Here is a 25,556-nt window from a genome sequence, read left to right as displayed (position 1 = left end):
TGACATAATCGTGATTCTGTCTCATAGTCGAGGCATGACGTCATCTGTGTCACACTTGCCACGGTTTGTTCCGTCGACCGGGGAATCCTGGCGATCGCCCTGGGCGATGTACGACGCCTTGCGTGAGTACGACCCCGTTCATCATGTGGTCCCCGAGGCGCCCGGTGACGACTATTGGGTTCTCACGCGCCACGAGGATGTCTACAACGCAGCGCGGGATTACCAGACGTACTCGTCCGCCAAGGGTCTGACCACCGTCTACGGCGAGCTGGAACAGATAGGTATGCAGGACAATCCGCCTTTTGTGATGCAGGATCCGCCGGCTCAGTCGGAGTTTCGCCGCATGGTCTCCAAGGGATTCACGCCCCGCCAGGTGTCTGCCGTCGAGCCGATGGTTCGGGAGTTTGTGGTCGAGCGCATCGAGGCACTGAAAGCTCGCGGCGGCGGTGACATCGTCGTCGAACTTTTCAAGCCACTGCCGTCGATGGTTGTTGCGCACTACCTGGGGGTTCCGGAATCCGATCGCGACCAGTTCGACGGGTGGACGGAGGCGATCGTTGCGGCCAATTCTGCCGGGGGTGCGCTCGCCGCAGCAACAACGGCGCAGGCCGCGACCGGTGAGTTGATGATGTACTTCGCGTCGTTGGTCGAGCGACGCAAGGTGGAACCGGGCGACGATACGATCTCACACCTTCTGGCGGCAGGACTCGGCGAGGAGGGGGACATCAGTGGTTTGCTGTCGATCCTGGGATTTGCGTTCACCATGGTGGCAGGCGGAAACGACACCACAACAGGGATGTTGGGCGGTTCGGTGGCGATGCTGACCGAGCGAGTCGACCAGCGTCAGCTTCTGATCGACGATCCGGAACTGATCACCGACGCGGTCGAGGAACTGTTGCGACTCACGTCGCCGGTGCAGGGTCTTGCTCGAACCGTCACCCGCGATGTGAGCTTGGGCGGCAAGACTATTCCGGCCGGGCGCAAGGTGCTGTTGATGTACGGAGCAGCTAATCGTGACCCGTCGAAGTACGGCCCCGATGCCGGTGAACTCGATGTGCTGCGCAAACCGCAGAAGATCTTGACGTTCAGTCACGGAGCACATCACTGTCTGGGTGCGTCGGCTGCTCGTATGCAAGCACGAGTTGCGTTGGAAGAGTTGCTGGCTCGCATTCCCGACTTCCACGTCGACATCGACGCGATGACCTACGCACCGGGAAACTACGTCCGCCGTCCGCTGACGGCTCCGCTGTCGGTGAACGCGTCGTGAGCAGCGACTGGCTGGGGGACGGCCGGGCCATTGCTGCTGCCGAGAAGATTCTCGACAGCGCGGCATTGTTGTTTGTCGAGAAGGGCGTAGGCGCGGTGGGAATGGCTGAGATAGCCTCTGCTGCAGGTTGTTCCCGGGCCACTCTGTACCGCTATTTCGAGAATCGGCAGGCCCTGCACGTTGCGTTTGTTCACCGTGAGGCTCGCACGCTGGGTGCTGCCATTGCCACGACTGTTGCGCCGATCACCGATCCGCGCGAGCGACTCGAAACGGCGATTCTCTCGGCGGTGGCCGCGGTGCGCAGTACCCCGACCCTGGCGGTGTGGTTTTTGCCGGGCGATGCGAGTCTGGCCGGTGAGCTTGCGAATTCGTCGGAGGTCATCAACGGATTGGGCGCCGCGTTCCTCGGCAGCAGTGCCGACGCGGCTCAGGCGAAGTGGACGGTACGAGTCATTCTCTCGCTCCTCATGGTGCCTGGCGTCGACGCGCGTGACGAGCGGGCTCTGGTGAAGGCGTTTGTTGCCAGTGTCCTGATTCCCACCTAGGAGAGCGGATTCAGTTGCGGCACTGAATTTCTCGCGCGACCCTGTTGCCGGTCAGTGCGGCAGCCAGGATCGCGACCGTCACCGCGGCAAACACGACTGCGGCCGCCGTCGCAGAAGCAGCAGTCCCGACGCCGATCGTGATGGCGATGCCAAGCTGAACAGCAAAGCCGGCCAGCGCAATCCATGTTGCCCGCCGCAGCCCTGGGCGGGCGGCTTGATGGGCCTGCTGCCAAGCTTCGGGGCTCGACATGGTTGCTTTGGTGCGTATTCCCATCACGGAGTTCGGCTCGTCGCCGGGAAACTTCGCGATCAGCGATGCAACGGCCACCAGGGTTATGGTGCCGATCGACAATCCGAGTACAGCGCCGACCAGATCCTGAGATTGCGACATGAAATCGAAGCGCTTACTCGAAACGTGACGGGTCGCCGCCGCCGACGCGGACAACCTCCGGTGCACCGGACGAGAAGTCGACGACAGTTGTCGGTTCGGTGCCACAATCGCCCGAGTCGATAACGGCGTCGAGCTGGTTGTCGAGTTCTTCCTTGATCAGCCAACCATCCGTCATGGGTTCTTCTGCACCGGGCAATATCAGGGTGCTCGAGAGCAGCGGTTCGCCGAGTTCGTGCAAAAGGGCACGCACTACCGGATGGTTCGGGATTCGCACGCCGACGGTTTTCTTCTTCGGATGTGCAAGGCGCCGCGGCACTTCCTTGGTTGCGGGCAGGATGAACGTGTATTGCCCTGGCGTGGCAGCTTTTACAGCGCGAAACGCGGCGTTGTTCACATGCACGAAGTGGCCGAGCTGTGAGAAGTCCGCGCACACCAAGGTGAAATGGTGATCGGAGCGCAGCGCCCTGATGTCGCGAATCCGATCAACGCCACCGTGGTTGTCCATCCGGCTGCCCAAGGCGTAGCAGGAATCTGTCGGGTACGCGATGAGGGCATCGTCCCGAAGCATTGCGACGATCTGGCTGATCGCACGCGGCTGCGGGTCGTGCGGGTGGACATCGAAGTATCTGGCCATGTGTCCAGCCTAGTTCAGGGACGCAGTTGTGCCGGGAACTCTGCCGAAATCGGTGCTGCGAGCACTGCCGTCAACTCCTCGGCGTAGGCAAGCTGTTTGCGCAGGTGGTTGCAGCTGTCCTCGGCGCGCGTATGGCAGGCCGAGATGAATTCGGTTGCCGTGGTCCGCGATAGGGGATCAGCGGCGTCGTCGGCCAGGATCGACAAGGATTCGAGCAGCTGTTTCATCTCGTCCAGGGTGAATCCGAGTGGCTTCATCCGCCGAATCACGAGCAGGCGTTCGACGTCGGATTCGGTGTAGAGCCGGAAACCCCCGCCGCTGCGCTCGGATGGCGTCACCAACCCGACATCGTCGTAGTGGCGAATGGTTTTGATCGACAATTCGGTGCGCTCGGCAACCTGGCCGATCCTCATGGGCTTGTTTTCCATGTCAGTGACCTGCTCCCATCCGGCCGGACAAGTGGACGTGACGTTCCGCGGATGCGGCGTCCAGGCCGACGATCTCGACGTTCTTGCCACGAGCTGCATATTTTGTGGTGATCGCGTCCAGCGTAGCGACGGTGGACGCATCCCAGATATGGGCGCCGGAGAGATCGATGATCACGTTCTGCGGGTCGCCGGCGTAGTCGAACTGGTAGATCAGGTCATTGCTCGACGCGAAGAACAGTTCGCCGCGCACCGCGTAGACCCGCGTGTTCTCGTCGGGATGCGCAATGTCGACCACCTCGGTCAGATGAGCGACGCGACGGGCAAATATCACCATGGCTGTGATGACTCCGACGATGACGCCGTACGCGAGGTTTTCCGTCGCTACCGTGACGGCGACGGTCACGAGCATGACGACGGTCTCGCCAAGGGGCATGCGCCGCAGAGTTTTAGGATTGATGCTGTGCCAATCGAGGGTGCCGACGGACACCATGATCATCACTGCGACCAGAACAGCCATGGGGATCAAGGCCACCACATCGCCGAGGCCGACCACCAGGATCAGCAGGAACACTCCGGCCAGAAAGGTGGAAATCCGGGTTCGCGCTCCTGAGACCTTGACGTTGATCATCGTCTGTCCGATCATTGCGCAACCGCCCATGCCGCCGAAGATTCCGGTGACGATGTTGGCAACTCCCTGCCCCCAGCCCTCGCGAGTCTTGTTCGAGTGAGTGTCGGTGATGTCGTCGACAAGCTTTGCAGTCATCAATGATTCGAGAAGTCCGACCAATGCCATGGCCAGAGCAAACGGCGCGATGATCGAGAGCGTGTGCATCGTCAGTGGGACGTCGGGGAACATCAAAGTCGGCAAGCTCGACGGAAGTTCGCCCTCGTCACCGACATTGGGCACGTCGAACGAGAAGACGGCTGTTACCGCGGTCAGCACGACGATGGCCACCAGCGGCGCCGGGACAGCGGTGGTCAGTTTGGGGAGGAATATCAGAATCAGCATGGCGCACACAAGAAGTGGATAGACCAGCCACGGCACACCGATCAGGTGGGGAATCTGGGTGATGAAGATCAGGATCGCGAGTGCGTTGACAAATCCCACCATCACACTGCGCGGAATGAACCGCATCAGTTTTGCCACCCCGAGCAGACTCAGCACGATTTGCAGGACTCCGGCCAGCAGAACAGTGGCAATGAGGAAGTCGATGCCGTAATCCCGCGTCAGGGGCGCTACAACCAGTGCAACTGCGCCCGTGGCTGCCGAGATCATCGCCGGACGGCCACCGACAATCGCGATGGTGACGGCCATGGTGAACGACGCGAACAGACCCACCCGCGGATCCACACCGGCGATGATCGAGAACGAAATCGCCTCGGGGATAAGTGCCAGGGCAACAACGAGGCCGCCGAGCACTTCGGTTTTGAGGCGCCGGGGCGAGCGCAGCGCAGACCGTACGGTGCCGTCGTCGGCGGTGGTGTCGAGTGTGGTTGCAGCCATCAGGGTTCCGTCCTTACGAGATCGTCAGACCCTACCCTCCCGGGAGGGGAGAGTGTGAATCTGCTCGTCAGGGGCCAGGCTGCCGTGCGAGTATCGAACGATGAGCAAGGGAACCGTCTCGATCTGGAACGGCGAGCAAGGTTGGGGCGTGATCGAATCCGCTGATACGCCCGGCGGCTGCTGGGCCTTCTACTCCCATATCTGGGCCGACGCGTTGCCTGAACTGAAGCCCGGCCATTCGCGGATGATCCGTGGCGGATACAGGGAACTGTTTGTCGGTGAAACCGTCGACTTCACCTGGGAGATCACGCAGCAGGACGGCTACTCCTACCGCGCGATCAGCGTCACGCCGCAGCGGGAGCATCCTCAGTGGACGATCGAGGACACACCTGGCTGAGCGTTACTTCCCGCAGGCGGTTACTTCTCGCAGGCCACGCCGTCGCCGTCGCCGTCGAGGTGGGCACCGTAGCCGGGGTCACCGATACGTACGGGAGCTGCGCCCGCAGCTTTGGCCGCCGCGCAGTTCTTGAACGGCGCGGTCACCGCCGCTGCCGGAGCCGAGGTGACAATCGGCTTGGACGTGACAAGTGGCGGGGATGTGGCGGGCTGCACCGGAGCAGTTCCCGTGCAGTCCTGGAGGATTCCGGCGATGGTGTCGTGTTCGGCCTGGGTCACCCACAATCTGTACGCGGCTTTTACCTCGACCTGCGCAGCGACGTACTGGCAGCGGTATCCCCGGTTGGGCGGCAGCCACGACGAGGCGTCGGAATCGGATTTTTGTTGGTTGGCGGGACCGTCGACGGCTCGCAGGTTGCGTGGGTCGTTGGCGAGGTTGGTGCGCGTCTGCGTGTCGAGTTGTTGAGCGCCCTTCTGCCAGGCGTCGGACAGCGCTACGACGTGGTCGATCTGGACTGCTGACGACGTGTCCTGACCACGGGTGAAGGCAATCGTGGTGTTGGTGTACTGATCCTCGAGCGTTCCGGTCTGCACCGTGCACCGGTTGCCGTCCTTGTACGTGAGGGCAGTCAGGTCGCGGGCCAGGATGTCGTTACGGGTGTCGCAGCCGTTGTGGCCGAACTCGACGTCGACATCGTCGGTCCAGGCCGTGCCGAACAACGCGCGGTCGTATCCGGTTTTGGGGGCGCGTCCCTTGATCGGAATTTGCGCCAACAGTGCGGAAGCGGCGGATACAGCAGCATTGTCGCTCGTGAGCGCCGACGAGCTGGTGGTGACACCGGATCCGATACCTGAACCGAGACTGCCGGTTTCGGCGGCTGACGAGCTGGAGCACCCTCCGAGGATCAGTGCGGCAACAAAGCCGATCGAAACAGCAGCTGCGCTGCGCCTGCTGATTGCCGTGCGTGACATGTGTCGAGAGCTCATTTCTGTTTAGAGACGAACTACAAGTATGTCATTCGCGACATTTCGGTCTGAAGCGGACGAAGTGGACCGAAACAGACCGAGCGAACGCACCTTTCGTCGCCTTGGATGCGCCGAGAGGTACGTTCGCTCTGAAACAGGGAGTCGGGCGGAGCGCCGAATCAACACAAAGGCCCGGAAGTCGGTATCGACTTCCGGGCCTGTGGAACGAGTTTGTTCAGATCTCGATCTTGGGAGTCTGCTCGCCCAGCTTGTGGCGAGCCAGTGCCAGGTTCGCGCGCGTGCGTTCGAGGACGAGGTACACGAAGAGTGTGGACATTCCGGGCGTCTCGATCACGCGGATGAGATGGTACTGGGTGGTCAGGGTGATCAGGATGTCTTCGAGTGTGTCGGTAATTCCCAGGTTACTCATCGTGCGGAGCTTTGCGCGCACAACTTCGGAGTTTCCGGCACCGGCGTATTCGAGGCTGAAGGACGGGTTTCCGGCCATGCCGAGAACCATGCCGCTGTCGGCGTCGACGACGGCTGCACCTGTGGCGCCGTCGATACGCATCAGTTCGCCGAGGACCTTGTCGATGTTGCTCATTGCTTCTCCTTTGTAGGGCGTGGGATAGGGCGCAGGGGAGCGCTGCGACTCCAGTTGATGCTTCGGCGGCGAAGTCATCGGTACATTCTTCGGCGGGGCTTGGGGGCGGGTTGGATCCAGCGCGCGAGGGGTTTGTCCTGCTTGCGAGTTTTGCGAAATAGGTCCGTAATGCGCAGATAGAGACACATTTATTGTTTCGGCCTCACCGATACGATCGGCGGTCAGCCACTCGCCGGCGGAACCGGAAAGGGGTGGCGGAACCACTGTCGGTGGGTCGAGCGGGGGCGGCTGAAGTTGCGGATAAACCGGGGACGTCAGTGGCCGTTTGTACGGGATGGGTTGGCCCTCCGAATCGGATACGTTCGAGAACCACACGGCATACCCTGGGTCTTCGCGATCGAGGCTCGCCTCACGATCGTCGTCTTCTTCTCGGGATCCGCGCTTACGAAAGAGTCCCACAAGCCTCTACCCCTTTTGAGACGAATCTCTTCTACGGTACATCCCGCTCGAATCGAGTAGGAGACTGCGGAAACCCGCCCCTAGTTACCTTGCAGCTATGTAAGACTATCACGGTGTCGCGATCGGGGCCGGGGCTCTGCGGCTCGGCTACCCAGTCAGCTCTGGCATTCTGAAGAGATGAAGAAAACGATTGTCGGGTTCATCGGAGCCTGTTCATTGATAGCGCTGGTGGCCTGCGGTTCCGACGGCGGGACGCCGACCGAAGTGGGGACTCTGACGTCCACCGCGCCGGCGACCGATACAGATGGCGTTACCGCGACCGATGGCACCGCGGTAGCGGGGCTTCCGCGCACGTACGAGCAAGCCTGCAACGACGTCCTCAAGTTTCTCGACGGATATCAGCAGGCGATCGACGAATCAGGCGACGACATCGGACTGACCCGTGAGTCGCTGGCGAACGACATGCTGACGTCGGTGCAGGCTTACCCGGAATGGTCGACTCTGTCCGCCGACGAGCAGGCCGAGGTAACGCGCGGATTCGACGCAGCGGTCGCCGGAAGCTGCTGAAGGCAACCTTCACACGACCGTCAGAACAGTGACTCCTGAATTGCGACGCCCGGAGAGTCGAAGTTGCCCACCGTGACGGTACGCCCGACCAGCGCCGAGATATCTGCGACAAAGTGAGGGGATTCCGGGTCGGTATCGGTACGGAACAGTGCCACCGGCCCGGTCAGGCCTTCGAGGTATAGAGAGTGCTCACCCGATTCGAAGGAATGGGGATACATCAGCGCCGGGGTGGCGTCGAAAACGATCTGCGAGCAGGCCGGTGGTGTCCAGACCTCGGGCTGTTCGAAAATCTCGATGCCCTCGATCCCGGATCCGATGTAGGACAACTCTTCTCGGTTCGAGACAATGAACTGTTGCAACTCGTTGCGCAACGCAGCGGTGTCGATTCTGTTTGTCAGTGCCTCGAGTTTGCGGGATGTGCGGATCGCCTGGCTCAGGTGAAACTGCCTCGACACGTCAGCTTCGAGAGTTCGAATGTTGTAACCGTCCGTCGAACCGGCGACGTACAGGGCGGCTGCGGCGCCTTGCTCCGCGACGCGCGGGTACTTACGGAACTGCGACGCCGTCCCCACCTTCATCCGGCCACCGGCGAAGATGTCGATATACAGCCATTGTGGCTGGGTGAGGTAGGTGCGCACATTCGGGTGAATGTGCGCACCGTTCACGTGAGCCTGGTGAACGCTTGTGAATCCTTCGCGACTTCTGCACCGGTCACATTGGCGTCCGCTGGTCACCTTCGCGCCTCGATCGCACGGGAGGTAACCGGGTCCGTCGGCCGTCATGTCGCGCCACCCGAGGCACCGCCGTCCCCGGCGCTCGTCCACAGAAAACCGGAATACCGACGTGTGCGTGAAGAACGTGGTGTCGCCGGTTGTGTCGTCGACGAGGCGGATACGAGGAGCTGCCGGATCCGACCATTCGATACCGCGCACGAGCAAGGTCATGATGGAAGTGCCGGTTCCTTTTTTCGGATGTACGAGGAACCACTGATGTTAGTGCGTCGGATATCAGTGCGTCAGCTGCCGGGCAACCCAGGGTAGTAGGTGCCTGCCGACCAACCGCCGTCGACGGCCAGCTCGGCTCCTGACATGTAACTTGCGTCGTCGCTGGCAGCGAAGGCCGTTACCCGGGCCACCTCGTCGGGGAGCCCGATTCGCCGCAGCGGAACCTGACCGTACGGCTTCTGCAGGTCGTCGCCCGTGCGGCCCATCGGGTTGCCCAGCTGGGTATCGACGCCACCGGGATGTACCGAGCAGACGCGGATGCCCGACGGTCCGAGTTCGAGTGCCTGAGTTTTGGTGAGTCCACGGACCGCCCATTTGCTGGCGGTGTAGGCGCTCAGGCCGTTCACTCCGCGCAAGCCGTCGACGGACGAAATGTTGACGATCACGCCACGCGCGGCTTTCTTCATCACGGGAACAACAGTCTTCGCGCCCAGCATTGCGCCGATGACGTTGACGGAGAACAACTTTTCGACGGCCGCGACGTCGATGTCCTCGACAGCGGCAAAGGCAAGCATGCCCGCATTGTTGATCAGGACGTCCACAGTGCCGAACTGGGAAGTCGTGTCTTCGACGAGGCGCACCCAATCGGATTCGCTGCTGACATCAAGATGGTGGAAGACGCCGCCGATGTCGGCAGCGACCGCGGCGCCCTTCTCGTCGAGCACGTCGCCGATGACAACCGTCGCGCCTTCTTCTGCGAGGAGTCGGGCGGTTGCTTCTCCCATTCCCTGAGAACCGCCGGTGACGATCGCTACCTTGCCTACAAATCTGTTCATGCACCGATTCTGTGGCGGTAGCGCCGGGTCCGTATCGGGCAGTCCCGCTGGCCGGAAACGTCCCGATGACGTGCGACTGACCTCGGGCCTGCTTGTGATCGCCTAGGCTCGTGGCATGGCTATTGTCTGGACAGTTCCGCGTGGTATCAGCCCCACCCTGCTCGTAGCACCGTTGATCAAGGAGTTTCTCGCCGAGGGCGAAGGCACCCTCGACTCGAGGCTGAGCGCGGTCGGCATTGTGTGTGCCTCGCTCGAGAAGCAGGTCGGTCGCACGTTCACGTCGATCAGTTCGGCGTCGGCAGCCATCTTCTCGGGCGCCGCAGCATCGTCGAGTGTGCCCGATGCGCTCAGGCTCGCGGTGATGCGGACGCTGTCCACCGAGGTGCTCGTCCGTAAGCCGGCTCCGCAACCGTTCTCCGAGAAGGTCGGAAAGCGCTTGGGAGAGTATGTGTTCGCGCTGCGTGACCCGCGTAACAACCAGGTGTTCCATGTCGGCCACGGCACCGGAAACCAGGTATTCGCTTCGGTTTTCGAGGCGCTCGGTGAACTCGACAACCTCGAAGGAGCCTCCGGGTCAGCGGATACACCCGGAGTGACCGCTGCAAAAATCTCACGTATTCGCGAGATCTACGACGCCGGTTCGGCAGTCGAGCACTACGTTCTCATTCGCAGCGTATCCGGGGCGGATGCAAGCGGCACGGCAGACGCCGTGGTCAGCGGCATCGTGGAGACACTGCGGATCAGCGAGGCGGGCGACAACCTGACCAACCTGGCGGGTGAGGTCACGGACAAGGATCTGCGGGCAACCCGCGTCGAGGAAATCGCCCTTCGCTATTCGGCAGACCCGGCACCGGAATTGCCGACACCCAGTGTGGTGCTGCACGTTCCGGGCTCCGCTCGCGCCGGTGCCACCGCAGAAGAGATCTACGAACTCGCCCGCCAGGAATGGGCGGCCGGCGCAGCAGTGCGTGCCGAAGCCGGGATTCCCGTACTCGTCTTCGCGGACAGCATCATTCGTGGCGCTTTCCGCGCGCAGTCGTGGGAGGTGTCCACTCGTAACGCCGACGGCAGCATGCTGTGGCGCTTCACCGGCGACGTCGACGAGGAGCTGGCGGCCAAGTACGTCGGCACCGAAATCACACCGCACAACGTCGGACTCAAGAAGTGGCCGGTCAGCGGTTGGGTTACCCGACTGACCACCGCTCGCCCCGGTGCGGCGATGCCGGGTCCGCGTAAGAAGTAAGGTCCGCGTAAGAAGTAAGACGAGGTTGGGCTCCGGAGTTTTCGGAGCCCAACTTCGTCTATTTCAGTAGTCCACTGCCGAGGTAGTCGTTTTCCTCGCATCCGGGCGGAATGAGATAGACGGCCGAACCGATCGGCGTTGTCCACTCGTTGAGTGCGTCGAAGTCACTCAGTCGCTGCTGAACGGGCAGATACTGCGCCGCGATGTCCCGCTGGAACGCCGCGAAGATCAGCCCGGAGTTGGAAGTTTCCTCGCCTTCCGGTGGGTCGTCGTAGTTGTAGGCACGACGGAAGAACTGCTCTCCCTCGTGCATTCGATGCGAGCGTGCGATGTGTGATCCCGGCGGAATGACCGGGATACCGAACCTGTCGGTAGCGGTGAAATCAGCCTCGTCGAACTCGTCGGTGCCGGTCAACGGAGCGCCGTTCGACAACGTGCGACCCATCGTGAGTTCACGCGCCGGTCGATCCAGTTCGTCCCACGTATCCATTTCCATGCGAATTCTCCGAAGCACCAACGACGTTCCCCCGGCTAACCACGGTTGATCGGCGCCGTCGCTCCATACGAGGGAGTCGAAATCCGTGGTTCCCGGCGCCGGGTTGACGGTACCGTCGACCTGGCCCATGAGGTTACGCATAGTTGTTCCCTCGGGCGCGGTTCCCCGTGCGCTGCGAAACCCTTTCTGCGTCCACCGAATTGAGGTCAGTGAGCGGGCGTTCTTGGTCAGTACCCGTACCGCATGCGCGACGGTGACGGGATCGTCGCTGCAGATCTGAAGGAGAAGATCCGTTGCGCCCCAGCGATCTTCGAGTCGGTCGATCGGGTAGCTCGGTAGCGGAGCGCACCACGCTGGTGCCCGATCCTGTAACCCCAGAGCGGTGAACAGTCCGGGCCCGTAGCCGACGGTGATCGTCAGCCTCGACGGATCAACCGCCAGTTCCTTCTCGGTATCGGCCAGAGCGGGCATTCCCGCAGTGAGGCGAGCAGCGTCGGCTGTCCACATCTTCATGATTCCGATGACGGCGGCCCGGTCGACTCCTGGTCGCAGATCGAAGCCGACAAAGGTGGCGTGTGCTTGCGGCGGGGTGCTGACGCCTCCCTGATGAACGCCATGGAACGGAACGACGGCTTTACCCGGAGACGGTTCATCGGCCTGCGCCAGAGTCGCCGCACCCCACGTTGTTCCCGCGACCGCAAGCGCGGCGGCGCCACCTCCGAGGAGACGCCGCCGGCTCAGTCGCAGGTTGCTGTTCTCAGCCACCGTGATTGGGGTCGTAGTTCTCCTGGTTACCGGAGAAGTCGCGGATCTGGGCTGTGAAGGTGGAACTGGAACCGTCGTCGTAGATCAGGGTGACGTCGGTTTCGGCGCCGGGGAGGAGCGGGCCGGCGAGTTCCATGAACATCAGATGATCGCCGCCTGGCGCAAGGCTGGCGGAACTGTTCGCGGGAACCCGGAACCCACCGTCCTTGGGGCGCATTGTCATTGTTCCGGCGTCTCCGGTCACAACTTCGTGCAGTTCGACGCGAGCGGACGCCGGACTGGTGGCCGAGACGACGCGTACGTCTTTGTCGCTGGAATTAACGAGCTCGGCAAAGGCCGCGCTCATGCCGTCCGGGGCGGCCTTGACCCATTGATCCTCGATCGTGATGGATTGTGCCGCTTCGGTTTCCTTGCCGGACTCCGATGAACAACCGGTCAGCGTCAGGGCTGCTGCCAACGCGGCGGCGGTGAACAGTGTGGTGCGAACAGACATGTGTATCTCCGTAGTTCGAGTATCAGGTGGTTGCGCGGCGTCGGAGTGCCGCGACGGAAAGGTCGATCAGGAGGAATGCGATCAGGCTGAGGCCGAGCAGCGGAACGAACCAGCCGATCAGGGCGGTGCAGGCGATCAGTGCAACAACGCTGATCGGAGCGAGTTTTCGGATGCCACCGCGTGTGGGTGCTCGGCCTACAGCCCACTCGGATCCTCGGATGGGTCGTCGACGCCACCACATGATGTAGCCGCGAATGACGATGCTCGCCAACGCAACGGCGAGTGCGGCGAGCGCGATCTGATTGGCGAGACCGAAGAGAAGTCCCATGTGCAGCTGGATTCCCCAGGCCGAGAGTTTTGCCGCGATAGGCCAATCCGCGAACCACAGCTCGTCGGTGACCTTCTGTGTTGCTCCGTCGATTGCAATGGTGTTGTTGCTCATAACCCAGGGCTGACGCGTCTGGGCGACGGTGAAAGCGGTGTGTGCATCAGCTGGGATCGACACCTCGACGGGGCCGGTGATGCCGTGATACCTGGCGATGCCGAGGACCGCGTCGACCCGTCCGACGTTCGTGTCCGTCAGAGTGCCGGTGGCGATCGGGGCCATGTCGTGACCGTCGTGTCCGCCGGACGGCTGCGCGGGAGCGCCGCCAAGTGTCTTGACCACCGAAGGGGTGGTCCAACTCAGTGCGGTTCTCATGTTGCTGACGTTCTCACCGGCGTATGTCGACCACGTGAGCCCGGTTGCCGAGAGAAACACCAGTGCTACTGCGATCCAGATGCCGACAACTCCGTGCCAGTTCAGGGTTCGGTTACGCCCGGCGGACGTTCGATCCAGGGTGAGCAGACGGGCGTTGCGAGAGGTTCGGTACCGGCGGAACCACAGGTAGACACCGCCGAGGGCAACCACCCACATCCACGACGCGGCCAGCTCGCTGTACAGGCGTCCCGGTTCGCCGAGATGAAGGTTGCGGTGGAGCTGGGAAATCCAGGTTCGGACCGGCAGCGAGCCGCTACTGCCGTACACCGCCAACTCGCCGACCGGTTGAGCGAGCACCGGGTCGACAAATACCACGAGTCTCTCGGACTCGCCGAGAGACGGATCGGTGAACAGAACTCGGGTGGTTTCGCCGGCGGCAGGAGACGGGCGGACCGCTGAGACCGTCAAGTCCGGGCGGTACTGCTGAGCGGAGCGGATCTGATCGTTCAGTGATGCGAGCTGTCCGGTGCTGTCGGTTTGTAGGTAGTCGCTGTAGACAAATTTCTCGATGGTGGGTGCCACCGCGTAGAGGCCACCGCTCAACGCCGCGATGAGGATGAACGGTCCGATGAGAATTCCGGCGTAGAAATGCAGGCGCAGGATCAGGGGTCTGGCGCCGCCGGCCTTCTTCTTCGGAGGGGAACTGTCGTTGGAAGCGTGCGGCTGCGCGCGCTCCATTTCGGGTGCGGACATGCGTGTACTCGATCCCGCTGTGCGCCTTTCTTAACCGTCGGCGGTTGGTAAAGGCGCACAGCAATGGGGCGCACGGGATTTCGTGCGCAGAAAGGAAGGGGAAGGGGAAAGGGAAAGTGAGTTACACGAATGCCGGTGGGCCGCGCGTGCCCAGACCGGAGGTGAGAAGTTGCCGGAGAACAACTTTGGCGCGGTAGCGAGTGCGGACGGTGAGGGGTGAGTGCTGCGGCGCCCAGGGCCGCAGCAGGACTGCAACGATTGTTGCCACCGTGGACGCCGCAACGACGTAGCCGCGTTCGGCGCCGCGGATCGCCGCCGCGCAGACTCCGACCGCAGCGATATGAGCCGCGAGCATCGGGAGCGACGGAACAACGCCGTGCTGGTGGTCCGAGGCAATGGTCAGTGTTGTGTGGCCGATTGCCTGCCCGGCGGCAAGCATGAGAGCCAAGGCCGCGGTGGGCGAGCGACGAGTATCGATGGACGCAACGACGGCGCCGACGCTCGCGCAGGCGAGGAGCAACAAGACCACCGCACTTTGCGACGGCGCCATGCCTCCGCCGCCGAGTGCGTGGGCGGCGAGGGATACCGCTCCGGACGTGCCGCCGACAAATCCGCCGCGCAACTGCGCGACATCAGCGAGGCGGGAGGTCATAGGTGCAAAGGATACAGGCACCTACTACCACGGTTAGTAGGTGCGCCGAAGTTGGACATTTGTTCGGTTGAGTGCCCGTTTTCTTTGCCCACACATTGCGGCAGGCGATTTCGGATGCGTTCTGGCGCAATACGTACCGGACAACTGGTATGCCGGTTGATTTGCTGGCGGATCGGGAGTTTCGAGGACCAAAGTCATCGAACTGTGTTGTGTAACAAATCGGCCCGCATTTGCGGTATCACCGACGGGCCGATGTGGCCCCGCAGTGATAGCGTCCCGACATGTGATGTCCGAATTGATTCGACCTTGACCTAGGAAAACGGTGCACAGCGATAACAACGGTTCGAATGGTGGATTCAAACAGAACGGTTCCGGAACAGCCGACACGGATGATCTGCTGAGCGGCTCTGACGATACCTACGCGAATTCGGTTCGAACCGTTACCTTTACGCCGCAGTTCGATCTACCGCAGAGCGACGAGGTTCCGGTCAAACCGCTTCCGAGTCAACGGATGCGGCAAGTGCGACGCGACGAGCCGGCCGATTTCCGAACCTCGACGCCACAAGCGATGACCTCCGTCGACGACCTGGACATCATCAAGCGCGCCAAACGTCCGCCCGAACACGGTTTCGGTGCTCTGCTGTTCAAGCTTTCGGGTGGGCGGATCAACACCGGGCAGTCGGCGGTGGAACTCGAACATCAGGCGCTGGTCCGTCGTGCTAATCGGACGGTGCGCGGTGTGTACAAGATCGCCTTCATCTCGCTCAAGGGTGGGGTTGGGAAGACGACGGCGGCAAAGACCGTCGGCTCCACGTTTGCGTCGATCCGTGGTGATCGGATTGTTGCGATCGACGCCAATCCTGATCTCGGTACCCTCGCCGATCGAGAACATCGCGAGCATCACTTGACGGTTCGTGATCTGTTGGCAGACAGTAATATTCGTACGTACAGTGATGTGCGGTACTACACGTCGCAAGGTGACAGCCGGTTGGAAATCCTTGCCAGCGAGGCGGATCCGGAAACATCGGAGTCGTTCAACGAGCAGGACTACCTCGACACACTGCGCATCCTCGAAGTGCACTACAACATTCTCATCACCGACTGTGGCACCGGCATCATGCATTCGGCGATGTACGGAATCCTCGACGAGGCTGACGCCTTGGTAGTAGTCAGTCCGACGGCTCAGGACGGAGCGCGCAGCGCAGCCGCCACGTTGAGTTGGCTGACCAAACACGGTTACGGCGACCTCGTGAGCCGGTCGGTGGTTGCGATCAACGCAACGCGGCCTGGATCGTCGTCGCTCGATCTGGACCAGCTCGAGGAAGTGTTTTCCCAGCGCGGAGTTCGGGCGGTCTGCACCCTCCCGTACGACGACCATCTCGGGGAGGGCGGGCCCATAGATCTGAAGTTGTTGAACAAACGCACTGCGCGTGCCTATCTCGAGTTGGTCGCCGCTATCGCCGACGGCTTCCCGGATTCGCAGGGGCGCCACGCGTCACGGTGACGGAGTACTTCACGGATGCCTCAATATCGCTCCGTATCCGTCTGCGAGAGTAAGGCGTTCGTCTACCTGAATCAGTTCGGCCCCGGTTCGGATCGCTAGATAGGGGAGTAGTCGATTCGCGGGTGCAAAGTGTGAATTACTGGATACTTCCTTGTCATCGGGATCGGTGAAGAGCAGAGTCTCGACCTTGCCCTGTTCCAGCGCATCGAGCACACGGGCAGTGCCGTCGACCGACAGTTCGGTGTCGCGGCCCTGACCGGCCATGAAGCGCTCGGTTTCGGTGTCCATACGCCTCAACCGCTCGGTATCGATGAGTTCGCGTATCGCCTTGGCTACTTCGGTCGGAGAAGAACCTGCTGCGCGTGATCCGCGTTCGATCTCCACAGTGCGTAGTGACGCCGGAAGATACTGCGCGAATGCTGTGCGCGACTGAACTTCGCCGATGATCAGCACCAATTGCACCTTGTGTTCGCGGGCCAGTTCGGCGGTGCGAGTTGCGGCTTGGGTCAAGTTCTTTCGCACGTTCTCCTGCGCCAGGGATTGAGTGTCGATATAGCGGTCGGGGCCACCCACTCGAGCTTTGTGTACCGGGAACCCGTCTCCGTCCACGGATTCGCCGTAGACATCTCGCCCGCGCGCATCGCGCACACACAGATCCGCGCCGGTGTGATCGACCTTGGCGAGGACAAACGGCTCGGTGTCGTGTCCATGTGCAACGAGCGGAATCAGGTAGGGCAATGAACCAACCGTCACGACGGTCGACGCCGTGGGTTCGAGCATGATGTCGTCGACCAGAACGGCATCGGGCGTGATCACCAGTGCGCGTCCGGCCCGGCCGGAAATTCCGTGATGATTGTCCTTCACACTGTCGAACTGTTCGATCAATGCATCTGGTGCTCCCTGTTTCGACAATTGATTGTGCATCGAACGCCACTCCAACTCGAAGCGCTCACGTGAGTTTTCACGATTGCGGACGTCCTCGAAGTACACCGAGGCAAACGGTCCTTCGCTCGAACCGACCTTCTTCAGTCGCGCAGCATGCATGGCGACTCCTCTCTGTAGTAGTCGTCGAATCTTGTTGCTCGTCTCTTCGCACGCGTACCCGCTCCAGGTTGATTCGACACGAGAGCTGGGTATCCAATGCGATTGGCCGCAGATTCACACGAGAGATTCCAGTGAAGGGAGCAGGTCATGTCGGCCCGGCGCCGTAACGCAGCGATGGATACCGAGAAACGGTGGTCGGATCCGGAGGAGTTCCGCAGGGCGGCGACCTTCACAGGTGTGGTGATCGGGCTCGCGCTTGCGGTCCTGTGTTCGCTGCTGCTGTTCGACCGGTCGTCAGGGCTCGGCACCCTGGCCTTCGCGCCGGCCGCTGTCTTCCTGATCGGTGGGCTGATTGCCTTTGTCCAGACGTATCGGGTGTGGAAACGGGGTGGAGTGTGGCCCATTTGGCAGGGGGCAGGGTGGGGCCTGATGGTGTTGATGCTGATCAGTTCCGGTTTCGGTGCGGGTGCTTATGGCCCGCCGCAATAAACTCCCCATTGGACTCGCACATTTGTTCGATTCTTGCTAGTGTTGCTCCCCGTGGGGATGGTGCAGTGGGAAGCCTGCATCACCCCCACGCCAGAACCCGGTGCCTGGCGCTGACTGCCTTCAGTGTCAGGCACCGCCTTTGGGTTGGCTGGCTTTGGACGGGTGCGGCACTCGTCAGGAACTAGGTTGCGGCAGAGTGCAATCCGTAACCTTGGGGTTGACGCCGAAGTAGTTCAGGGGCCCCGCCACTACGGTCACGGCGATGGTGCCCACGCCGGCGCAGTTGGATGGAGAGTTGCTGTAGTAGCCTCGCTGGCCGGCCGCGATGGCACCGACAACAAGCCAGATCAACACGATCAAAGTCACGATCCGTCGCATGGAACCGCTCGATTCCTCAGCTGTGTGGCGCGGGGACTATCGAAATACCCGGTCAGGAGGGGTATGAAACGCAAGTGAGCGGGGTATTCGAAGGTAGAGTGCCGTCACTTCGCGTGTATGTGGCGGGCTTGTCGTCGAAAGAGACTGCCATGATTATTCTCGGAATTATCCTGCTGCTGATCGGATTTCTCTTGAATATTCCGATCTTGTGGACGATCGGTGTTGTCCTCTTGGTGATCGGGCTGATCTTGTTCGTGCTGGGCTCGACGGGGCGCGCGGTCGGTGGCCGACGGCACTGGTACTGAGCTGATTTGATCTGATTTGCGCGACCTGATCGATCTTAGCTGGGATATTCGCCAGATCGAGGACAGGCCCCACACCCTGTGGGAGTGCAGGACCTGCCTCCGATTGGTCTTGCCAACATCTCCATGAGCGTCAACGAGTCCCAGCACGCCGGAGCATGCGTCGAAAACAATACGGCGCATCGGACGTGTTTGCCAACGATTTACGGAGAAAATATTTCTGAGTTCATACTTTGGGATTTTGGTCCCTAAAGTGAGGATTGCACCTTACGGGCGCAAGGTTTATCCCCCGATCGCAGTGGAGACTCTACGGCCGAAGCCGGATTTCGACCGGTCGGACGGGAGCCGGTTCGATGGATCTACTGCTCAACGGGAAGACCGCGATTGTCACCGGTGCCGGCAAGGGCATCGGTCTCGCGATCACCCAGGCATTGGTCGAAGAAGGAGCCCATGTGATCGCGGGTTCACGAACTCGCACGGCAGAAATCGAGAAACTCGAGACCGGCGACGGTGTCACGTTCCTTGCCGTCGATTTGGCGAGTGCGGACGGTCCGCCGGCATTGGCTGCCGCAGCCGCAGAGCGCGGCAGTATCGACATCCTGATCAACAACGTGGGCGCCGTGACGCCGCGGACAGAGGGATTTCTCAGCGTCACGGACGGCGACTGGGATGCGTCGCTGCGCGTGACGTTCATGTCCGCGGTGAGGATGATCCGGGCTGCCCTGCCGTCGATGACGGTCGGCGGTGGGAGCATCGTGACGGTCAGTTCGGTGAATGCGTTCCTTCCGGACCCAGCGGTGATCGACTACAGCGCGGCAAAAGCCGCTTTGAGTAACCTGTGCAAATCGTTGTCGAAAGAGTTGGCTCCGCAAGGTATTCGGGTGAACACCGTGAGCCCAGGACCTGTGCGGACGGCGTTGTGGCTCGGGTCGGGCGGGGTAGCGTCGACGCTCGCCGGGGTCTCCGGACTCAGCGCCCAAGACATTGTGGACAGTGCAGCCGCAGGCTCGGAGACGGGCAGATTCACGTACCCGGAGGAAGTCGCGGACCTGGTGGTGTTTCTTGCCGGAGGCCGCGCCGCAAACATCACAGGCGCGGATTTTGTCATAGACGGCGGCTTGATCAAGACGCTCTGAGTCGGCGCTACTTCGTGGCCGTCAGATAGCCTGAGCGTTTCGACAAATCGGCAAGTTCCGGTGGAAGTTCCGGGATCGGTTGGCCGTACTCGTTTGCCAGTTCAAGGGTGTCGCGGCACTGAACCGACCAACCGCGGTCGGTCAACCACTGTTTGGGGTCGGCGCGCTGGTCGTCGTAGAACAATGCGGACAAGTCCAAGCCGCCGAATGGGTCTTTCTTGAAGTACTTTGCTCTGATGTCGGCGAATCGTTTGCCGTCCATTCCGGATGGGAAGTAGTTCAAGGCAAGTCGACTTCCGGGCGAGGAGAGTTCGTCGATTCTTTCGAACAGTGCGTCATGTGCGCTGCCGGGAAGATAGGCCAAAAGTCCCTCTGCCGACCATGCCGATGGCTTGGCGCGATCGAATCCTGACGCTTCGAGAGCGGCGGGCCAGTTTTCTCGCAGATCGACAGCCACCGTGTGACGGTCCGCTTTCGGTTCCGCTCTGTGTTCGGTGAGCACCTGATCTTTGAATTCCAGTACCCGCGGCTGATCGACTTCGAAAACCGCAGTGCCGGTGGGCCAGTTCAGTCGATAGGCCCGTGCATCCAATCCTGCTGCCAGGATGACTGATTGGGCGACTCCTGATCTGGCGGCGTCGAGAAAGAATTCGTCGAAGAATTTACTTCTGATGCCCATGCCAATGCCCATGAATCCGGACAGTGGGAGGTCTTCCAGCGATGACGGGTTGTCCAGTAGCGCGGTGAAGTGTGGTTCGCCCGCGGCCGCGACAAACCACGGCGCGTAGGAATCTTCGATCAGGGCGTGGGGGCGACGTGATTCTATGGCGCGAAATGCGGCCACTCCCAGCGCAGTCAGGCCGACACTGCTGACAATGTCCCAGGTATCGCCGTCGCTGCGCACGTTTTTGATCCTACGCTCGTGGTGGTTCCCAATTCGAGTGTCGGTATTTCTGTTGCAGTTCAAGGGGTTCGGTCTGCTTTGAGATTGCCAGGTGATTGGCAGACTCAGTGGAGGCGGCCGTCAGGGTTCGCGCTTTGACTAGGGAGTGTGGTCCGGGCGCAGTAGACGTAGGCCTAGCGCACAACAATCAGCAAGGAAGGCGATGACGAAGTTGCAACGCCCTGATGCACTCGATGGTCTGGAGGTTGCCGCACGACACGGTGGCGCCGCGTCGAAGGCGAGGCTGTATTGCGCTGTCCGGCCGTTGGCGGTGCGACGTGCTCGCGTCGAACTCGAGCCTCACGCAGCAGAATTAGTAGCCGACGCCGTGTGCCGTTCCGTCGTGAATTCGGTGCCGGGCCGGGCAGCGTCAGATGGTTCGCTCGTGCGTCTGGTGCACTCGACAACTCGTCGACTGATCGACCGAACGGACTCGAAATCCAGGATAGGACTGCCCGCCGAGATCGAGGCTCTCCCAGAGCGGCTGCGGGAGGTGTTGATCATGAGGTTGATCGTTGGCCTCGATGTCGACGACACCGCAGTTGTGCTCGGGCGAACACACGCTCAGGTTCTGGTGGAACAACATCGGGCGCTGGCGACGCTGAGCGCCGTTGCCGCGGCCGCAGCGAGTTGAGTTGGATCAGCGAGCGGCGAGCATCCGACGCAGATCCTTACGGCTGGTCTTGCCGACGCCGGTCTCCGGGAAAACCTCGAGCACCTGCACCCGGTCGGGGATCTTCCAACTCGCCAGGCCGCGCTCGCGAACAAAGGCTCGTATCTGGGCTGTTTTCGGCGGACTCGACGGGTCGGCGGCAAGGAGGAAGGCACACGTGCGTTCGCCGAGGTATTCGTCGGGAATGGCAACAACGATCGCGTCGCGCACCGCGGGGTGCGCCAGGAGGTGTTCTTCGAGTTCTTCGGCAGATACCTTCTCGCCGCCGCGGTTGATTCGGTCGACCGCACGCCCGCAGACGGTGATGTTGCCGTTCGCATCAACTCGAACCACGTCGCCGGTGCGGTACCACCCGTCGTCGGTGAAGGAACGGGCATTGGCTGCGGGATTGTCGTAGTAGCCGCGAATTGTGTACGGGCCCTTGGTGAGCAGCTGACCTTCGGTGCCCGCGGGTACGTCGTTGTCGTTGTCGTCGACCACCCGGATCTGGTCGAAGGGGGACATGGGGCGGCCCTGCGTGGTGAGGACTACGTCGAGAGGATCTTCGTCGCGGGTGTAACACACCAGACCCTCGGCCATCCCGAACACCTGCTGCAGTCGTGCGCCCAACGCGGGGCCGATGCGGGCCGCCAACTCGTCGGGGCAGCGAGCGCCGCCGACCAGTACAGCTGTCAGAGTCGAGAGGTCGTGTGAGTGGCCACGTTCGGCTGTTTCGGTCCACAACCGGGCGAGCGGCGGAACGAGTCCCGTCATGGTCACTCCGGCGCGCTCGATCATCGCGAAGGCCGTGGTGGGACTTGGGGACGGGGTCAACGCCACAGTTCCACCGGCGGCGAGAGCTCCCAGGATTCCCGGCGAGCTCATCGGGAAGTTATGGGCTACCGGCAATGTCGCGAGATAGACCGTCGATGTTGTGACACCACAGATTTCATTGCTGCGTAGCACGCTGTAGAGGTAGTCGTCGTGGGTGCGGGGGATCAGTTTGGGGATGCCGGTGCTGCCGCCGGACAGCTGCAGAAACGCCACGGATCCCGGGTCTGCGGCGGCAAATTCGCGCGGTACGGCGCTCACCGCGTCGAAGTTCACGGTGCCGGCCGGGGCGTCCGATCCGGGATCTGGCAGGCACACAACGGTATTCAAGCTCGGGGTCGATGAAGCGACCTCGAGTGCCAGAGCGCCGTGGTCGAACCCGTCGATGTGGTGCGAGGTGATGACGGCGACGGCGCGTGAGGCGGCGGCCAGTGCAGTCAATTCCGAGGAACGATGCGCGGGGAGGCAGAACACGGGTACTGCGCCGATCCGGAAAAGCGCGAAGACCACGGCGACGAACTGGGCCTGGTTGGGCAGTTGGACCATCACCGGATGCTGTGCGGTGATGCCGAGGTCCGCGAGTCCGGCAGCGAGGGCGTCCACGCGGGCGTCGAGCTCGGCGTACGTCCATGTCTGCTCGGCGTCGACGACTGCGACGGAGTGGGCACGGTCGGCCACGCTCTCGCGCAGAACCTGGTCGAAAGTCTTTCCGGCCCAGATTCCTTCACTGCGGTATCGGGCGGCGTCGTCTGCAGGCCACGGGGTGAAGGAGAGCTGAGGTGGTGACACTTCGGAAAGCATGTCTTCCTTCACTGGTGGTGGCCCGGCGGCGTGAACAATTTCGATAAGGATAGCCTAGGCTCATGGATGTGAAGGGTGTGACTGGGCGATCTGTCGTGATTACCGGTGCCGGCGGCGGTATCGGCGCGGCAACGGCGGCACTGTTCGAAGAGGCCGGAGCCACGGTCGCTCGGTGGGACCTTGCAGCTCCGACGGTACCCGTTGGCGGATTCGTGCTCGCGGTCGACGTGACGGATCGTCAGTCCGTCGAGCAGGCGTTTGCCGCGACAACCGATGCAATCGGAACGGTGTCGGCGCTGGTCCACACTGCGGGCGTGTTGCGGGCGGGTTCTGCGCTGACCGAGGACAACAACGACTGGGATGCGTGCATGGCCGTCAATGCGACGGGAACCATGAACGTCGCCCGCGAAGCGGCTCGCCGCTTTGTCGCTGCCGGTGCCGGCGTGATCACGGCAGTGGGGTCGAACGCGGCATCGACACCGCGCACGAACATGGCTGCCTACGGTGCGTCGAAGGCCGCGGCAACCGCCTACATGCGGAGCCTGGGTCTCGAGATCGCTCCGCACGGAATCCGCTGCAACATTATTTCTCCGGGATCGACGGACACTCCCATGCTTCGCGGAATGTGGGACGGTACAGACCAATCCGCCGGGGTGATCGCCGGTGACGCCGACGCCTATCGCCTCGGGATTCCGCTCGGCCGACTCGCGCAACCGGGTGACATCGCCGCCACGGCGTTGTTCCTCAGCTCGGACGCGGCCAGGCACATCACGATGCACGACCTCCGCGTCGACGGCGGCGCCACGCTCGACATGTGAAGTCCTCATACACAACCGATCGAACCGAATAGGAGCGCCCGATGGCCATCCCCCCCATTGCCGGCTATGTTCTGCCCCGCCGTGACGAGGTAACCGCGGACCGCGTCGACTGGCAACTCGACCCGTCGCGCTGCGCGCTCTTGATCCACGACATGCAGCGTTACTTCATCGACGCCTACAACGCCGGTGAGGAGCCCATCTCCACCGCGACCGCAAACATGGTGGCGATTCGTGACGCGTGTGTTCGGGCCGGGATTCCGGTTGTCTACACGATGCAGCCGGGTGATCAGCATCCGTCCAGGCGAGGCATCCTGGCCGATTTCTGGGGCGAAGGTATGACAACCGGCCGCGATACGGAGGTGATCGACGCGCTCACGCCCGGAGAGTCCGACATCGAGGTGACGAAGTGGCGATACTCGGCATTCCAGCGCACGGATTTGCGTCAGCTCCTCGCCCGTGTCGGCCGCGATCAGTTGATCGTGACCGGCGTGTACGCGCACATGGGCTGCATGCTCAGCGCGGCCGAGGCGTTCATGAGTGACGTCGAGCCGTTCATGGTCTCGGATGCCACAGCAGACTTCTCGCGCGACGAGCACCTGATGGGATTGGAATACGTCGCCAAGCGTTGTGGCCGGGTGTTCACCGCGGCCGACGTACTGGGCGCGATCAGCGTGGACGAATCCGTCGCAGAGCTCAGCGGAGTGTAAGACCGTGAACCGCATCATGCTCTCCGGGAAGATTCACCGTGCCACCGTCACTCAGGCGGACCTGCACTACGTCGGATCCGTGACCATCGACCAGGACCTGATGGAAGCTGCCGATCTGCTCGAAGGTGAGCAGGTGCACATCGTCGACATCGACAACGGTGCACGGCTCGAGACCTACGCCATCACCGGCGAACGAGGTTCCGGGGTGATCGGCATCAACGGCGCTGCGGCACATCTGATCTCGCCCGGGCACTTGGTGATCATCATGTCGTACCGCCACGTCGACGACCGTGAGGCGAAGTCGCTGGTACCGCGGGTCGTCCATGTCGATACGAAGAACATGATTGTGGAACTGGGCTCGGACCCGGCGCAGCCGGTGCCCGGAGCCCGGGACCAGCTCGCCTCACGCTGACCCCGGTAGCGGGTCAGGCGTGCTCGCGCCTGCGGTTTTCGAGCGACTCCACAGCTTTGTCGCGCAGCGTCCGAACTCGGGCGAGGGGACCGTCGCCGACCTGCACCCGCCAGTAGCCCGATGCGTCGAGGAGATCCTTCGTCACGCCGAGTTGTTTTGCCGTCGCGCGCAATTCGCGCACGATGGATGCCTCACCCGCGATCCACATCCAGCCGGCGCCCGTGCTCGGACCGAGAGTGCGGGCAGCATCCGCCAACAGGCGGGCGTCCGAGACACCCTCGCGGCGGTGCACCCACGTGACGCCGGGGAGTTCGCGTTGTTCCTCGGCGGGACCGTCGACGAGCACGGCAACGTACAGCGGCACCGAACCGTCGTGTTCCTCGACGTAACGTGCGATCGCCGGTAGCGCAGTCTCGTCACCGGCAAGCAGCCACCAGTCGGCGCCGACGGGCGGAATGGTCGACACCTTCGGGCCGGCCAGGTGCAGGGTGTCGCCGGGCTGTGCGTTGCGCGCCCAGTTGCCGGCAATTCCGTGGCCGTGCAGCACGAAGTCGAGATCCAGTTCGCCGGCCTCGGCGTCGAAGCGGCGCACCGTGTAGGAGCGGGCAACCGGTGCCGGGCGCTTCGGCCAGTGCAGATGACCGTCATGCTGCTCGGGCAGCACCGGAGCTGCGGATCCCTCTTCGGGGAGGAAGATCTTCACGTAGTCGTCGGCACCCTCGGTGCGGAACTCGGCGACGGAGAATTCACCGGACTGGAAGGTTCCCAGTTGCTCGCCTCCGACCGTGATTCGGCGCATGCGCGGTGTGACCTCGACAGTTCGGAGGACCGTCAGCTCTCGCAGGACGATCGGCAGGTCGAGCCGTCGGGACGGGGTGGTAACCGGCATGAGCGAA

General features: G+C 62.3%; 30 protein-coding genes. 13 read left to right on the top strand and 17 right to left on the bottom strand.

Annotation, left to right across the window (positions count from 1 at the left end):
• The first annotated feature begins 34 nt into the window (after positions 1 to 34).
• Entirely contained in the window at positions 35 to 1,267 is a 1,233-nt protein-coding gene (locus tag C7T36_RS08015; RefSeq protein ID WP_033231673.1) for a cytochrome P450, read from the top strand.
• Positions 1,264 to 1,812 carry a TetR/AcrR family transcriptional regulator gene (locus tag C7T36_RS08010; RefSeq protein WP_033231672.1) on the top strand — a complete coding sequence of 183 codons (549 nt, stop codon included), beginning with the start codon at positions 1,264 to 1,266 and terminating at the stop codon, positions 1,810 to 1,812. Before C7T36_RS08015 ends, C7T36_RS08010 begins: the two co-directional genes overlap by 4 nt.
• 10 nt (positions 1,813 to 1,822) lie before the next feature.
• Here the strand turns inward: C7T36_RS08010 and C7T36_RS08005 are convergent, their stop codons facing one another.
• The 4 genes from C7T36_RS08005 to C7T36_RS07990 are packed head-to-tail and all read right to left on the bottom strand — an operon-like array spanning position 1,823 to position 4,769.
• Positions 1,823 to 2,203: an SdpI family protein gene (locus C7T36_RS08005; protein WP_033231671.1), complete on the bottom strand. Its 381-nt coding sequence runs from the start codon at positions 2,201 to 2,203 to the stop codon at positions 1,823 to 1,825.
• A 13-nt stretch (positions 2,204 to 2,216) separates the two neighbouring features.
• Positions 2,217 to 2,837, bottom strand: coding sequence for an L-threonylcarbamoyladenylate synthase (locus C7T36_RS08000; RefSeq protein WP_033231670.1), 621 nt, complete (start codon positions 2,835 to 2,837; stop codon positions 2,217 to 2,219).
• A 14-nt stretch (positions 2,838 to 2,851) separates the two neighbouring features.
• A complete protein-coding gene (locus C7T36_RS07995) occupies positions 2,852 to 3,250 on the bottom strand; it encodes a MerR family transcriptional regulator (protein WP_033231837.1) in 399 nt (132 codons plus the stop codon).
• A gap of 16 nt (positions 3,251 to 3,266) precedes the next feature.
• Complete coding sequence (locus tag C7T36_RS07990; RefSeq protein WP_045064569.1) at positions 3,267 to 4,769, bottom strand: SulP family inorganic anion transporter; 1,503 nt, start codon at positions 4,767 to 4,769, stop codon at positions 3,267 to 3,269.
• A gap of 100 nt (positions 4,770 to 4,869) precedes the next feature.
• Between C7T36_RS07990 and C7T36_RS07985 the strand changes: the two genes are divergently transcribed.
• Complete coding sequence (locus C7T36_RS07985) at positions 4,870 to 5,166, top strand: hypothetical protein (RefSeq protein ID WP_045064566.1); 297 nt, start codon at positions 4,870 to 4,872, stop codon at positions 5,164 to 5,166.
• Between the two features lie 20 nt (positions 5,167 to 5,186).
• Here C7T36_RS07985 and C7T36_RS07980 read toward each other — a convergent pair whose 3' ends face one another.
• Together C7T36_RS07980 and C7T36_RS30480 are read right to left on the bottom strand one after the other, a co-directional pair.
• Positions 5,187 to 6,137, bottom strand: a complete 951-nt coding sequence (locus tag C7T36_RS07980; RefSeq protein ID WP_045064564.1) for a DUF1524 domain-containing protein — start codon at positions 6,135 to 6,137, stop codon at positions 5,187 to 5,189.
• A gap of 229 nt (positions 6,138 to 6,366) precedes the next feature.
• Complete coding sequence (locus C7T36_RS30480) at positions 6,367 to 6,735, bottom strand: hypothetical protein (RefSeq protein WP_204368951.1); 369 nt, start codon at positions 6,733 to 6,735, stop codon at positions 6,367 to 6,369.
• 636 nt (positions 6,736 to 7,371) lie between these two features.
• Here C7T36_RS30480 and C7T36_RS07970 point away from each other — a divergent pair.
• Positions 7,372 to 7,761: a hypothetical protein gene (locus C7T36_RS07970; protein ID WP_045064562.1), complete on the top strand. Its 390-nt coding sequence runs from the start codon at positions 7,372 to 7,374 to the stop codon at positions 7,759 to 7,761.
• Between the two features lie 20 nt (positions 7,762 to 7,781).
• Here C7T36_RS07970 and C7T36_RS07965 read toward each other — a convergent pair whose 3' ends face one another.
• Positions 7,782 to 8,705: a DUF2797 domain-containing protein gene (locus C7T36_RS07965; RefSeq protein ID WP_045064561.1), complete on the bottom strand. Its 924-nt coding sequence runs from the start codon at positions 8,703 to 8,705 to the stop codon at positions 7,782 to 7,784.
• Between the two features lie 71 nt (positions 8,706 to 8,776).
• Positions 8,777 to 9,541 carry an SDR family NAD(P)-dependent oxidoreductase gene (locus C7T36_RS07960; protein ID WP_045064558.1) on the bottom strand — a complete coding sequence of 255 codons (765 nt, stop codon included), beginning with the start codon at positions 9,539 to 9,541 and terminating at the stop codon, positions 8,777 to 8,779.
• 115 nt (positions 9,542 to 9,656) lie between these two features.
• On the opposite strand from C7T36_RS07960, the gene C7T36_RS07955 reads away from it, so the two are divergent.
• The gene (locus C7T36_RS07955; protein ID WP_045064556.1) at positions 9,657 to 10,784 is read left to right on the top strand and encodes a GIY-YIG nuclease family protein; all 1,128 of its coding nucleotides are present in this window, start codon (positions 9,657 to 9,659) and stop codon (positions 10,782 to 10,784) included.
• 58 nt (positions 10,785 to 10,842) lie between these two features.
• On the opposite strand, the gene C7T36_RS07950 is transcribed toward C7T36_RS07955, so the two are convergent.
• The 4 genes from C7T36_RS07950 to C7T36_RS07935 form a co-directional block, all read right to left on the bottom strand.
• Complete coding sequence (locus C7T36_RS07950; RefSeq protein WP_045064553.1) at positions 10,843 to 12,045, bottom strand: Dyp-type peroxidase; 1,203 nt, start codon at positions 12,043 to 12,045, stop codon at positions 10,843 to 10,845.
• On the bottom strand, positions 12,038 to 12,538 hold the full coding sequence (locus tag C7T36_RS07945) for a copper chaperone PCu(A)C (RefSeq protein ID WP_045064550.1): 501 nt from the start codon (positions 12,536 to 12,538) through the stop codon (positions 12,038 to 12,040). Before C7T36_RS07945 ends, C7T36_RS07950 begins: the two co-directional genes overlap by 8 nt.
• 22 nt (positions 12,539 to 12,560) lie before the next feature.
• On the bottom strand, positions 12,561 to 13,991 hold the full coding sequence (locus C7T36_RS07940; RefSeq protein WP_045064548.1) for a PepSY domain-containing protein: 1,431 nt from the start codon (positions 13,989 to 13,991) through the stop codon (positions 12,561 to 12,563).
• Between the two features lie 121 nt (positions 13,992 to 14,112).
• Entirely contained in the window at positions 14,113 to 14,643 is a 531-nt protein-coding gene (locus C7T36_RS07935; RefSeq protein ID WP_033231659.1) for a hypothetical protein, read from the bottom strand.
• A 322-nt stretch (positions 14,644 to 14,965) separates the two neighbouring features.
• Between C7T36_RS07935 and C7T36_RS07930 the strand changes: the two genes are divergently transcribed.
• On the top strand, positions 14,966 to 16,147 hold the full coding sequence (locus C7T36_RS07930) for a MinD/ParA family protein (protein ID WP_033231658.1): 1,182 nt from the start codon (positions 14,966 to 14,968) through the stop codon (positions 16,145 to 16,147).
• Between the two features lie 9 nt (positions 16,148 to 16,156).
• Here C7T36_RS07930 and C7T36_RS07925 read toward each other — a convergent pair whose 3' ends face one another.
• Positions 16,157 to 17,191 carry a hypothetical protein gene (locus C7T36_RS07925; RefSeq protein WP_033231657.1) on the bottom strand — a complete coding sequence of 345 codons (1,035 nt, stop codon included), beginning with the start codon at positions 17,189 to 17,191 and terminating at the stop codon, positions 16,157 to 16,159.
• A 147-nt stretch (positions 17,192 to 17,338) separates the two neighbouring features.
• Between C7T36_RS07925 and C7T36_RS07920 the strand changes: the two genes are divergently transcribed.
• Positions 17,339 to 17,680 (top strand): hypothetical protein, encoded by a 342-nt coding sequence (locus C7T36_RS07920; protein WP_052683353.1) that lies wholly within the window; start codon positions 17,339 to 17,341, stop codon positions 17,678 to 17,680.
• Between the two features lie 174 nt (positions 17,681 to 17,854).
• On the opposite strand, the gene C7T36_RS07915 is transcribed toward C7T36_RS07920, so the two are convergent.
• A complete protein-coding gene (locus tag C7T36_RS07915; protein ID WP_033231655.1) occupies positions 17,855 to 18,058 on the bottom strand; it encodes a hypothetical protein in 204 nt (67 codons plus the stop codon).
• Between the two features lie 149 nt (positions 18,059 to 18,207).
• Here C7T36_RS07915 and C7T36_RS30075 point away from each other — a divergent pair, with 149 nt between their 5' ends.
• Both C7T36_RS30075 and C7T36_RS07905 read left to right on the top strand, forming a co-directional pair.
• Positions 18,208 to 18,363 (top strand): DUF6131 family protein, encoded by a 156-nt coding sequence (locus C7T36_RS30075; protein WP_092803415.1) that lies wholly within the window; start codon positions 18,208 to 18,210, stop codon positions 18,361 to 18,363.
• Positions 18,364 to 18,713: 350 nt separating this feature from the next.
• Positions 18,714 to 19,496: an SDR family oxidoreductase gene (locus tag C7T36_RS07905; RefSeq protein WP_045064542.1), complete on the top strand. Its 783-nt coding sequence runs from the start codon at positions 18,714 to 18,716 to the stop codon at positions 19,494 to 19,496.
• Positions 19,497 to 19,503: 7 nt separating this feature from the next.
• On the opposite strand, the gene C7T36_RS07900 is transcribed toward C7T36_RS07905, so the two are convergent.
• Positions 19,504 to 20,400 carry a class I SAM-dependent methyltransferase gene (locus C7T36_RS07900; RefSeq protein ID WP_033231652.1) on the bottom strand — a complete coding sequence of 299 codons (897 nt, stop codon included), beginning with the start codon at positions 20,398 to 20,400 and terminating at the stop codon, positions 19,504 to 19,506.
• A gap of 202 nt (positions 20,401 to 20,602) precedes the next feature.
• On the opposite strand from C7T36_RS07900, the gene C7T36_RS07895 reads away from it, so the two are divergent.
• Positions 20,603 to 21,073 carry a sigma factor-like helix-turn-helix DNA-binding protein gene (locus C7T36_RS07895; protein ID WP_045064539.1) on the top strand — a complete coding sequence of 157 codons (471 nt, stop codon included), beginning with the start codon at positions 20,603 to 20,605 and terminating at the stop codon, positions 21,071 to 21,073.
• 6 nt (positions 21,074 to 21,079) lie between these two features.
• Here the strand turns inward: C7T36_RS07895 and C7T36_RS07890 are convergent, their stop codons facing one another.
• Complete coding sequence (locus C7T36_RS07890; protein WP_045066671.1) at positions 21,080 to 22,723, bottom strand: (2,3-dihydroxybenzoyl)adenylate synthase; 1,644 nt, start codon at positions 22,721 to 22,723, stop codon at positions 21,080 to 21,082.
• A gap of 62 nt (positions 22,724 to 22,785) precedes the next feature.
• On the opposite strand from C7T36_RS07890, the gene C7T36_RS07885 reads away from it, so the two are divergent.
• From C7T36_RS07885 to panD, 3 genes are read left to right on the top strand one after another with little or no spacing between them, the layout of a single operon-like run.
• Complete coding sequence (locus C7T36_RS07885) at positions 22,786 to 23,541, top strand: SDR family oxidoreductase (protein ID WP_045064537.1); 756 nt, start codon at positions 22,786 to 22,788, stop codon at positions 23,539 to 23,541.
• 41 nt (positions 23,542 to 23,582) lie between these two features.
• Complete coding sequence (locus C7T36_RS07880) at positions 23,583 to 24,248, top strand: isochorismatase family protein (protein ID WP_033231650.1); 666 nt, start codon at positions 23,583 to 23,585, stop codon at positions 24,246 to 24,248.
• 4 nt (positions 24,249 to 24,252) lie between these two features.
• Entirely contained in the window at positions 24,253 to 24,660 is a 408-nt protein-coding gene (gene panD, locus C7T36_RS07875) for an aspartate 1-decarboxylase (RefSeq protein ID WP_033231649.1), read from the top strand.
• Between the two features lie 13 nt (positions 24,661 to 24,673).
• Here panD and C7T36_RS07870 read toward each other — a convergent pair whose 3' ends face one another.
• Positions 24,674 to 25,549: a siderophore-interacting protein gene (locus tag C7T36_RS07870; protein ID WP_045064534.1), complete on the bottom strand. Its 876-nt coding sequence runs from the start codon at positions 25,547 to 25,549 to the stop codon at positions 24,674 to 24,676.
• Positions 25,550 to 25,556 lie beyond the last annotated feature (7 nt).

This window comes from Rhodococcus sp. AD45-ID, from assembly GCF_003023755.1.
Classification (GTDB): Bacteria; Actinomycetota; Actinomycetes; order Mycobacteriales; family Mycobacteriaceae; genus Rhodococcus_F; species Rhodococcus_F globerula.
The sequence above is the reverse complement of the archived record's forward strand: the minus strand, read 5'-3'. Positions and strand labels throughout refer to the sequence as shown.

Excerpts from the sequence above, each read along its gene's own strand:
- C7T36_RS07905 (WP_045064542.1), top strand. The coding sequence starts at position 18,714 with ATGGATCTACTGCTCAACGGGAAGACCGCGATTGTCACCGGTGCCGGC.
- C7T36_RS30480 (WP_204368951.1), bottom strand. The coding sequence starts at position 6,735 with ATGAGCAACATCGACAAGGTCCTCGGCGAACTGATGCGTATCGACGGC.
- C7T36_RS07870 (WP_045064534.1), bottom strand. The coding sequence starts at position 25,549 with ATGCCGGTTACCACCCCGTCCCGACGGCTCGACCTGCCGATCGTCCTG.
- C7T36_RS07920 (WP_052683353.1), top strand. The coding sequence starts at position 17,339 with ATGTCGGCCCGGCGCCGTAACGCAGCGATGGATACCGAGAAACGGTGG.
- C7T36_RS07940 (WP_045064548.1), bottom strand. The coding sequence starts at position 13,991 with ATGTCCGCACCCGAAATGGAGCGCGCGCAGCCGCACGCTTCCAACGAC.
- C7T36_RS07955 (WP_045064556.1), top strand. The coding sequence starts at position 9,657 with ATGGCTATTGTCTGGACAGTTCCGCGTGGTATCAGCCCCACCCTGCTC.
- C7T36_RS07945 (WP_045064550.1), bottom strand. The coding sequence starts at position 12,538 with ATGTCTGTTCGCACCACACTGTTCACCGCCGCCGCGTTGGCAGCAGCC.
- C7T36_RS07915 (WP_033231655.1), bottom strand. The coding sequence starts at position 18,058 with ATGCGACGGATCGTGACTTTGATCGTGTTGATCTGGCTTGTTGTCGGT.
- C7T36_RS30075 (WP_092803415.1), top strand. The coding sequence starts at position 18,208 with ATGATTATTCTCGGAATTATCCTGCTGCTGATCGGATTTCTCTTGAAT.
- C7T36_RS08000 (WP_033231670.1), bottom strand. The coding sequence starts at position 2,837 with ATGGCCAGATACTTCGATGTCCACCCGCACGACCCGCAGCCGCGTGCG.
- C7T36_RS07880 (WP_033231650.1), top strand. The coding sequence starts at position 23,583 with ATGGCCATCCCCCCCATTGCCGGCTATGTTCTGCCCCGCCGTGACGAG.
- C7T36_RS07960 (WP_045064558.1), bottom strand. The coding sequence starts at position 9,541 with ATGAACAGATTTGTAGGCAAGGTAGCGATCGTCACCGGCGGTTCTCAG.
- C7T36_RS08005 (WP_033231671.1), bottom strand. The coding sequence starts at position 2,203 with ATGTCGCAATCTCAGGATCTGGTCGGCGCTGTACTCGGATTGTCGATC.
- C7T36_RS07995 (WP_033231837.1), bottom strand. The coding sequence starts at position 3,250 with ATGAGGATCGGCCAGGTTGCCGAGCGCACCGAATTGTCGATCAAAACC.
- C7T36_RS07985 (WP_045064566.1), top strand. The coding sequence starts at position 4,870 with ATGAGCAAGGGAACCGTCTCGATCTGGAACGGCGAGCAAGGTTGGGGC.
- C7T36_RS07935 (WP_033231659.1), bottom strand. The coding sequence starts at position 14,643 with ATGACCTCCCGCCTCGCTGATGTCGCGCAGTTGCGCGGCGGATTTGTC.
- C7T36_RS07890 (WP_045066671.1), bottom strand. The coding sequence starts at position 22,723 with ATGCTTTCCGAAGTGTCACCACCTCAGCTCTCCTTCACCCCGTGGCCT.
- C7T36_RS07970 (WP_045064562.1), top strand. The coding sequence starts at position 7,372 with ATGAAGAAAACGATTGTCGGGTTCATCGGAGCCTGTTCATTGATAGCG.
- C7T36_RS07885 (WP_045064537.1), top strand. The coding sequence starts at position 22,786 with ATGGATGTGAAGGGTGTGACTGGGCGATCTGTCGTGATTACCGGTGCC.
- C7T36_RS08015 (WP_033231673.1), top strand. The coding sequence starts at position 35 with ATGACGTCATCTGTGTCACACTTGCCACGGTTTGTTCCGTCGACCGGG.
- C7T36_RS07895 (WP_045064539.1), top strand. The coding sequence starts at position 20,603 with ATGACGAAGTTGCAACGCCCTGATGCACTCGATGGTCTGGAGGTTGCC.
- C7T36_RS07980 (WP_045064564.1), bottom strand. The coding sequence starts at position 6,137 with ATGTCACGCACGGCAATCAGCAGGCGCAGCGCAGCTGCTGTTTCGATC.
- C7T36_RS07925 (WP_033231657.1), bottom strand. The coding sequence starts at position 17,191 with ATGCATGCTGCGCGACTGAAGAAGGTCGGTTCGAGCGAAGGACCGTTT.
- C7T36_RS07965 (WP_045064561.1), bottom strand. The coding sequence starts at position 8,705 with ATGACCTTGCTCGTGCGCGGTATCGAATGGTCGGATCCGGCAGCTCCT.
- C7T36_RS07990 (WP_045064569.1), bottom strand. The coding sequence starts at position 4,769 with ATGGCTGCAACCACACTCGACACCACCGCCGACGACGGCACCGTACGG.